The sequence below is a fragment of the Streptomyces sp. genome, from assembly GCF_035644915.1.
In the GTDB taxonomy this organism is placed as follows: domain Bacteria; phylum Actinomycetota; class Actinomycetes; order Streptomycetales; family Streptomycetaceae; genus Streptomyces.
On record NZ_DASQNP010000120.1, the window covers coordinates 1 to 8,227 of the forward strand.

General features: G+C 77.3%; 7 protein-coding genes. 3 read left to right on the forward strand and 4 right to left on the reverse strand.

Annotated features, from left to right (window positions below; all coding sequences use genetic code 11):
- Positions 1-814: hypothetical protein (locus VE546_RS13645; protein ID WP_324922033.1), on the reverse strand; the 814-nt coding region annotated here is incomplete at its 3' end.
- A gap of 23 nt (positions 815-837) precedes the next feature.
- Between VE546_RS13645 and VE546_RS13650 the strand changes: the two genes are divergently transcribed.
- Positions 838-2,931: a CHAT domain-containing protein gene (locus tag VE546_RS13650; RefSeq protein ID WP_324922035.1), complete on the forward strand. Its 2,094-nt coding sequence runs from the start codon at positions 838-840 to the stop codon at positions 2,929-2,931.
- 137 nt (positions 2,932-3,068) lie between these two features.
- A complete protein-coding gene (locus VE546_RS13655) occupies positions 3,069-6,221 on the forward strand; it encodes a sacsin N-terminal ATP-binding-like domain-containing protein (RefSeq protein WP_324922037.1) in 3,153 nt (1,050 codons plus the stop codon).
- A gap of 55 nt (positions 6,222-6,276) precedes the next feature.
- Here VE546_RS13655 and VE546_RS13660 read toward each other — a convergent pair whose 3' ends face one another.
- The 3 genes from VE546_RS13660 to VE546_RS13670 form a co-directional block, all read right to left on the reverse strand.
- Positions 6,277-6,621, reverse strand: a complete 345-nt coding sequence (locus VE546_RS13660) for a hypothetical protein (RefSeq protein ID WP_324922038.1) — start codon at positions 6,619-6,621, stop codon at positions 6,277-6,279.
- A 187-nt stretch (positions 6,622-6,808) separates the two neighbouring features.
- Complete coding sequence (locus tag VE546_RS13665) at positions 6,809-7,348, reverse strand: NUDIX hydrolase (RefSeq protein ID WP_324922040.1); 540 nt, start codon at positions 7,346-7,348, stop codon at positions 6,809-6,811.
- 81 nt (positions 7,349-7,429) lie between these two features.
- Positions 7,430-7,726, reverse strand: a complete 297-nt coding sequence (locus VE546_RS13670) for a hypothetical protein (protein WP_324922041.1) — start codon at positions 7,724-7,726, stop codon at positions 7,430-7,432.
- Positions 7,727-7,953: 227 nt separating this feature from the next.
- On the opposite strand from VE546_RS13670, the gene VE546_RS13675 reads away from it, so the two are divergent.
- Positions 7,954-8,227: hypothetical protein (locus VE546_RS13675; RefSeq protein WP_324922043.1), on the forward strand; the 274-nt coding region annotated here is incomplete at its 3' end.

Below are 8,227 nucleotides of genomic sequence, written 5' to 3' on the forward strand. Positions count from 1 at the left end.
GGGGATAGACCCGGAGTTCACGGCCGCCGCCGGCGGCCTGTACTCCCAGGGGCTCCTCCAGGGCGTGGTGTCCGGCGTACTGGGGCCGGAGGCGTTCGGCGACGCCGTCAGGGCCGCGGACGACGCCCTGCGGCGGCTCGATCCCGACAGCCCCGAGGCCGCCGCCGTCCTGCTCCAGCGCGGCCTCGCCCATGGCTACCGCTACCTCGCCTCGGGGCGGGGAGAGGACGCCGACCGGGCGATCACCGACATCACCGGGGGCCTCGCGCGGCTGCCGCCCAACGCGGTGTTCGTCGGACACGGGCTGCTCGCCCTCGGCAACGTGCTGGCCATGCGGACCGTCCGGCAGGGCAGCCTGGCCGACATCCGCGGCCCGCTGCTGCTGCTGTCCCAGTACCTCCGGCAGACGGGGACGGACGGCGCCGATGACCTGGGCAGGGCCGTTCTGGAGATCAGCACCGGCCACCAGCACCTGCGCTTCCACCACGAGGCGGGCGCCCTCGACGCCGACTGCGGCCTGGACCCCGGCGGCTCCGGGACCGGCCACGCCACCGCCGAACTGGAGCGCATGCGCGAGGCGTTCGGAACGGTGGCGCGGTGGTACGCCGCCACCGGCCGCCACCGGGACGGACTGATCGGCCAGCTCGCCCTCGCCCTGGCCCAGGGCTGTATGGTCGTCGCCGCCCTGGAGGTGCCGTCCGGGCAACGCCTGCCGGTGCCGCCCGGACCCGTGCGCGACCGGCTGTCCGAGGCGCTGACCTGGACGCACCGCTCCCTGGAGGCCGCCGCGCCGGGCAGCCTGGAGCACCTGCACCGGTCCGCCCTGGCGGAGGGGTGGTGCTCTGCCGGGACGGGATCCCCGCGGCCGTCCGGGACGGCATGCCCGCACGGCTGGCCGCCCTGTCCGAGCGCCTGGAGGCCCTGCCCCGGCAGGCCGACCCGGCGGTGGCCTCGGCCGTGCGCCTGCTGGTCGACAGCCTGCGCAGCATGTTCCCGGACACCGTCGACGACCAGGTCGAGACGCTGCGCCGGCTGGCGGCCGAAGCCGAGCGCGACGGCTCCCTCCTCGCCCGGACCGACATCCTCCTGCGGCTGGCCCGCGCGCTGCGGTGGCGGGCCGGCGGGGGACAGGGGGCGCCCGGGGCGGGGCGGCCGGCGGCCGGCGACCTGCTGGCCGCCCTGCTGGGCGGGACGGCCGTCAGGTCCGCCGCGGCGCCCGGGGCGCGGACCGGAACGGGCGGCCGGGCCGGAGGAGAGGACCGGGCCGGCTTCGCCGACCGGGCCGAGGCGCGCCGCCTCGGACTGGAGGTGCTGGCCGACGGCGTACGCCGGGTCATGCTCCGGGAGTCGGCCGCCGACGGGCTGCTCACCGCCCGCGCGTCCGGGCGCACGGCCCTGGAGGTGGCGCACTGGGCCGTCGAGGACGGCGTGCCCGAGGACGCGCTGGCCGCGCTGGAGTCCGGGCGCGCCCTGGTCCTGCACACCCACTACGCGCACCGCCCCGCCGCGGACCGGCTGCGCGCGCTGGGCCGCCCCGACCTCGCCGAGGCCTGGTCCGGGCGCGCGCCCGGCGGCGGCCACACCGGCTCCGAGCCCTTCGCGCGGGCCGACCCCGGCGCGGGGATGACCCTGCCGAGCACCCTGCGCCGTCAGGTGCTCGCCGCCCTGGAGCAGGACCCCGAGACGGCCGGGCTGCTGCGCACGCCGCCGCCCGCGCGGATCGCCGACGCGCTCGGCGCGGCCGGCGCGCAGGCCCTGGTCCACCTGGTGCCGCCCGCCCCGGACGGGGACGGCCCGGGCGGTGCCCTGGTGACCGGCGCGGACGGACAGGTGTGGTGGCACCCGCTGCCCGGGACGTCCCGGCGGGAGGCCGCCGTGCTGACGGAGTACCTGGAGGCGCTGCACGCGCGCACCACCGCGACCGGGGACGACCGCGCCCCCGCCGACGCCCGCTGGCGCGCCGCGCTGGAGCGGGTGCGGCAGTGGGCCGGACGCGAGGTGCTCGGACCGCTGGTCCCGCGGCTGAGGACGGTCCACGGGGCCGGCCCCGGCGGGATACCGCGGCTGGTCCCGGTGCCGCTGGGCGACTTCGGCGCGGTCCCGTGGAGCGCGGTCCCCACCCCCGGCCGGAGCGCGGGCGGCCTGGCCGTGGACGAACTCGCGCTGTCCGTCGTGCCGTCCGCCCGCCTCTTCGTCGCGGCGGCCCACCGCCCCGCCGTACGGCGCACCACGCGCGCCCTGCTGGTCTGCGGACTGACCCGCGGAGCGGCCTGGGCGGCGACCGGGCCGCTCCACCGGGACGTCTACGTCCACGCGGAACTGCTCACCGGCGACCCCGCGGACACCGCGCGCGACGGCGTACGGCCGCTCACCGTCGCCTCCCTGCTGCGCGCCCTGGAGGGTGCGCCGCGGCACACGGTGGTGGACATCACCGCCCACCTCGCCCCCGACCCGGTGGAGCCCTGGCGCTCCGCCGTCGCCCTGCCGGACGGCGACCTGCGGGCGGACCGCATCGCCGGCCTCGACCTCGGCGCGGCGGGCACCGGGGTGTGCGTCTCGCTGGCGAGCTGTGTGTCCAACATCAGCGCCCGCCACCCGGACGAGAACTTCACCGTGGCCGCCGCCTTCCTCACCGCGGGCGCGTCCTGCGTGCTCGGCTCGCTGTGGCCGGTGAGTGTCGGCGTCACCGGTCTGCTGATGGTGCTCTTCCACCACCACCTGGCGCGCGGCCACACCCCGGTGGAGGCGCTGCGGCGCGCCCAGTTGTGGATGCGCGACCCCGGCCGGACCGCCCCGCGCCGGTTCGGCGACGCGGCGGCGCGCGAGGAACTGGACCGGCGGACACGCCGGCTGGAGGCGGGACTCGCCGACCGGGGCTCGTCGCCGGTGGACCCGGTGAACTGGGCGGGCATCGTGCTGCTGGGCCGCTGAGCCCCGGCCCGCCGCGCCTCCGCCACCCGCCCCGGCGGTCCGACGGGTGGCCCCGTACGCACGGCACCGGCCGGACGCAGTACCGTCGCGGCAGACAGGCATGCAGGCCCATCCGGTGGTGTGGAGGAGACGGACACGTGAGCGGCACGGTGCTGGTGCAGGGCGCGGACGACGGGGTGGACCCCTTCAACACCGCACGGCTGCGCCGCGGCGTACTCGACGCCTGGGCGGCCTCGCCCGCGCGCTTCCGCGAGGACGCCAACGCCGAGGAGGACCTCGCGCTCGGCGGCTACCGCGACCGCCTGGTCGTGGAACTGGCCCAGAACGCCGCCGACGCCGCCGCCCGCGCGGGCGTGCCCGGCAGGCTGCGGCTCACCCTGCGCGAGGGGGTGCTCGTCGCCGCCAACACCGGGGCGCCCCTGGACGCGGCCGGCGTGGAGTCCCTGTCCACCCTGCGCGCCTCCGCCAAGCGCGACGAGGACACCGACCAGTTCGCCGGCCGGCCCGTCGGCCGCTTCGGCGTCGGTTTCGCCGCCGTCCTGGCCGTCAGCGACGAACCGGCGATCGTCGGCCGCACCGGCGGCGTCCGCTGGTCCCTCGCCGAGGCCCGCGGACTGGCCGGGGAGGCCGCCGCCCACAGCCCCGGGCTCGCCGACGAACTGCGCCGCCGCGAGGGCCACGTACCGCTGCTGCGGCTGCCGCTGCCCGCGCAGGGCACCGCGCCGCAGGGGTACGACACCGCCGTGGTGCTCCCGCTGCGCGACGCGGGCGCCCTGGAGCTGGCCGCCCGGCTGCTCGCCGCGGTCGACGACGCCCTGCTGCTCGCCCTCCCCGGCCTGTCCGAGGTCGTGATCGAGACCGACGGCGGCACACGGACCCTCACCCGCCGCCAGGACGGCCCCCACGTCGTGATCGAGGACAGCGGCGCCACCGGGGGCGCCACCCGCTGGCGCGTGGCCACCGACGCCGGACGGGCCGACGCCGCCCTGCTCGCCGACCGGCCGATCGAGGAGCGGGCGCGGCCGGTGTGGTCCGTCACCTGGGCCGTCCCCGTCGACGACACCGGCGCGCCCGTCCGCGCCCGCACCGCGCCCGTCGTCCACGCCCCGACCCCCACCGACGAACCGCTGGGCCTGCCCGCCCTGCTGATCGCCTCCTTCCCGCTGGAGCCGTCCCGCCGCCACATCGCGCCCGGCCCGCTGACCGACTTCCTCCTCCAGCGCGCCGCCGACACCTACGCGGCGCTGCTGCGCGACTGGGAGCCGGTCTCCACCGGCACCCTGGACCTGGTCCCCGGCCCGCTGGGGAAGGCCGAACTGGACGCCGAGCTGCGCCGCCTGGTGCTTCAGCGGCTGCCGCGCGCGGCGTTCCTGGCCGGTGCCGCGAAGGACGAGAACGGCGAGCCCTACGCGCTGCGCCCCACCGACGCGGAGATCGCCGAGGGGGCCGGCGCCGAGACCGTCTCGGTCCTCGCCGAGCTGTTCCCCACCCTGCTGCCCGCCGGGCTGGAGCGCCGCACCGAGCTGCGCACCCTCGGCGTCGCCCGGGTGCCGCTGGGCGAGCTGATCGACCGGCTGGCCGGGGTGGAGCGGGACCCCGAGTGGTGGTGGCGGCTGTACGACTCCCTGGCGGGCGTCGACCCCGACCGGCTCTCCGGCCTGCCCGTTCCGCTCGCCGACGGCCGTACCACCATCGGCCCGCGCCAGGTGCTGCTGCCGCTGCCCGAGACGGCGGACGCCGTGGGCGCCTCCGCCCTGGCCCGCCTGGGCCTGAAGGTCGCCCACGCCGACGCCGCCCACCCGCTGCTGGAGAAGCTGGGCGCCACCCCCGCCACGCCCCGCGCGGTGCTCACCACCCCGCAGGTGCGGGCGGCGGTCGCCGCGTCGCTGGACGCCGACGAGACCTGGTACGACGAGGACGAGGACGGCGGCCCCCTCGGCCCCGAGGAGCTGGCCGAGACCGTCCTGACCCTCGTCCGCGACGCCCAACTCGCCCCCGGCGACGAGCCCTGGCTGGGCGCCCTGGCCCTCCCCGACGAGGACGGCGAACTGGTCCCGGCGGCCGAACTGGTCTTCCCCGGCAGCGAGTTCGAAAGCGTCATCCGCGAGGGGGAACTGCCCGCCTGCGACGCCGAACTGGCCGAGAAGTGGGGCGAGGGCCCGCTCGCGGCGGTCGGCGTGCTCGCCGACTTCACCCTGGTCCGCGCCACCGACGTCGTCCTCGACCCGGACGAGCTGGAGCCCCGCGACACCGACTACCCCGAGCCCGACGACGCGGGCCTGCTGGACGCGGTGGACGTGTGGTGCGAGGACGTCCTCGACGGCCTCCCCGAGACCCCGGTGCCGCCCGTCGCCGCCGAGCTGCCGGCCGTGCGCGACCTGGACCTGGTCGACGACGACCGCTGGCCCCAGGCGCTGAGGATGCTCTCCCGGCCCCCGCTGCGCGACGCGCTGACCACCCCGGTGCGGGTGCTGCTGCCGGACGGCTCGGTGGAGTCCGTCCGCCCGTACACCGCCTGGTGGCTGCGCGGCCACCCCGTCCTGGACGGCCGCCGCCCCGCCGGCCTGCGCGCCGCGAACGGCGACCCGCTGCTGGCGGGCCTGTACGAGGAGGCGTCCGCGGCCACGGCCGACCTGGACGAGGAGGTCCTGCGCGCCCTGGGCATCCGCACCTCCGCCGCCGCCCTCCTGGACGAGCCGGGCGGCGCCTCCGAACTCCTCGGCCGCCTGGCCGACCCCGGCCTCCCCGTGGACGCCGCCCAGCTCCACGGCCTCTACAGCCTGCTGGCGACCCTGGACCCGGAGGAGGTCACGCTGCCGGACGAACTGCGGGCCGTGGTGGACGGCGAGGTCCGCGTCGTGGACGCCGCCGACGCGCTGGTCGCCGACGCCCCCGACCTGCTGCCGCTGGCCTCGGGGCGCCCGCTGCTGCCGGTGAAGCCGACGCTCGCCGCCGACCTGGCCGCCGTCCTCGACGTGCGCCGCCTCGGGGACGTCCTGCCCGCCCCGGCGCCCGGGGGCGGCGAGGTCCGCGAGGTCCCCGGCGCCGTCCGCGTCCTGCTCCCCGGCGCCCCGGCGACGTACGTCGAGCACGACGAGCTGGTGATCGACGGGGTGGAGGTGGACTGGCGGCTGACCCCCGACGGCACCCTCCACGCCGCCACCGTCGAGGGCGTCGCGGCGGGCCTGGCCTGGGCGGCGGGCCAGTGGCCGCGCCGCTTCGAGGCCGCCGCCCTGCTGGAGGACCCCTCGCGCGTCGGCGAGCTGGAGCGGGACCGCTGGTTCGACTGACCCCGCCGGGCGCGCCCCGCCCGCGGGTGCGGGGCGCGGTACGCCCGCCGGGACGTCAGGGGCTCCGGGGCGCGTTCTCGATCCGGTACTGCTCCACCAGCTCCTCGAACCGCCCGGGGTCGCCCTCGCCCCACACCACCGGGTGCGCCTCGCCCACGGCGGCGCGCACCCGGTCGGCCACCCCGGCGGCCCGCCGGCCGGTGGCGTGGACGCCCAGGACGAGGACGGTGGCGTCGTCGTCGGACCCGTCCGCACCGTCCCCGCCGTCGAGGGTGAAGCCCCACGGCACCTCGCACGGGCCCGCGTGGTGCTCGTCGGGGCACAGCAGCCGCGCGATCGGCTCCTGGAGCGCGATCGCCTCCCGGACGGTCGCACACCCGTGGACCCGGATCTCGTACACGCGTGGCTCTTCCCCGGCCGGCATGTGCCCCCCTCGCCTCGGCGTCGGACGGAAACGGCTCCGACGCTAGGCGCGGACCGTACGCGACCGCACCACCTTTTCCGCTTCTCCACGCGGGGCGCGGGACCCACCGCGCGCTGGTCGCCACCCGCGGCGAACTCGCCGTCGCCCGCGGCGGGCCGGCAGGTCAGGCGCCCTCGGTGAGGATCGGCTCGCTCACCATCAGGCCGGCGCGGCCGGTGCGGCGGGCCTCGGCCAGGGCCGCCAGCCGCCGGTAGCCCTCCGGGCTCATCAGCCGCTCCCAAGTGGCCCAGTCCTCCACCGCCCAGCGGTCGTGCTCCTCCGGGTCGAGCCGGATGGACGCGAGCTGGTCGTCGTCCAGGGTGCCGCCGTCGAAACAGAAACCGATCTTGGCCAGCGGCGCCTCGTCCGGGTCGGCGCGGATGTAGTGCGCCAGCAGCAGCGGGCGCGGCCCCTCCACGCGCAGCCCGGTCTCCTCGTACGTCTCGCGCACGGCGGTCTGGTACGGGTCCTCGCCCGGGTCCAGGTTGCCGCCGGGGATCTGCCACGGCCGGTTCCCGTACACCGAGCGCATCTGCAGGGGGCGTCCGCGCACGTCGGTGAAGTACAGGCAGGCGTAGACGGTGGCCTTGGGCAGAGTGGCCAGGTAGTCCGTCCGCGCCATCGGGAACGGTAGGCCGGCGGGCTCGTCACTCGTAGTGGTCATGGGACCAGTCCTATCCCGAAACCCCCGCCGGTGTGCGCGTATTCGCCCCGCGAAGCCCTCCGGGTGACCCCGTGCCCGCCGTCACCCCCCACAACCGCCGCAGCCCCCGCAGCCGCCTCCGCACCCACCGCCGCAGCCGCCCCCGCCGCCGGAGTCCTTCTCGCGCTGGTCCTCGCTCTTCGCCAGGGGCGCCGCCTCCACCTCGGGCGCGCAGAACCCCCCGGCCACGAAGAGGAGGATGCCCGTGAGGGCCCCGCCCCAGCCGAACCCGGCGGACAGGCCGCCGAACACGGCCCAGCCGATGGCCCCGAGACCGACGCCGATACCCCCCAGGCCCAGCACCAGGGCCGCGACTTCCCTCACCCGTTTCCCCCGCATGCGGCCAGTGTGCGACTGGGGACGGACGGGCGAAAGGGGGCGGAACGCGGAGAACCGGCCATGTCCGCGTCGACCGGACCGTCGTCGCACGCTGGAATGCGATCCGTGGGCAGCGCGTCGGCCTGGAGGCCGCGCGCCGTCAGTTGGGCATGACGAGAGGCTGACCGCAGGCACCTGTCAGGCCGGTGTCGCCTACCGACCCGCAGCACTGCACGGATGTCATCAGCTTGGACCGCGTCATCGGCGTCGGCAGTCTCCTGCCGGCGACGAAGCTCGCCAAGCTGACCAAGCTCGGCAAGCACAGCGACGAGGCAGCCGGTGCGACGTCATGCCTGGCAAAGCACAGCTTCCTTACCGGCACTGACGTACTCCTCGCCGACGGCACCACCAAGGACATCGAAGACGTCGAAACAGGCGACAAGGTCGTCGTCACCGATCCCGAGACCGGCAAGACCACCACCCGCGAGGTCGTCGCCACCATCGTCACCGAGGACGACAAGG

Excerpts from the sequence above, each read along its gene's own strand:
- VE546_RS13665 (WP_324922040.1), bottom strand. The coding sequence starts at position 7,348 with ATGACCACTACGAGTGACGAGCCCGCCGGCCTACCGTTCCCGATGGCG.
- VE546_RS13670 (WP_324922041.1), bottom strand. The coding sequence starts at position 7,726 with ATGCGGGGGAAACGGGTGAGGGAAGTCGCGGCCCTGGTGCTGGGCCTG.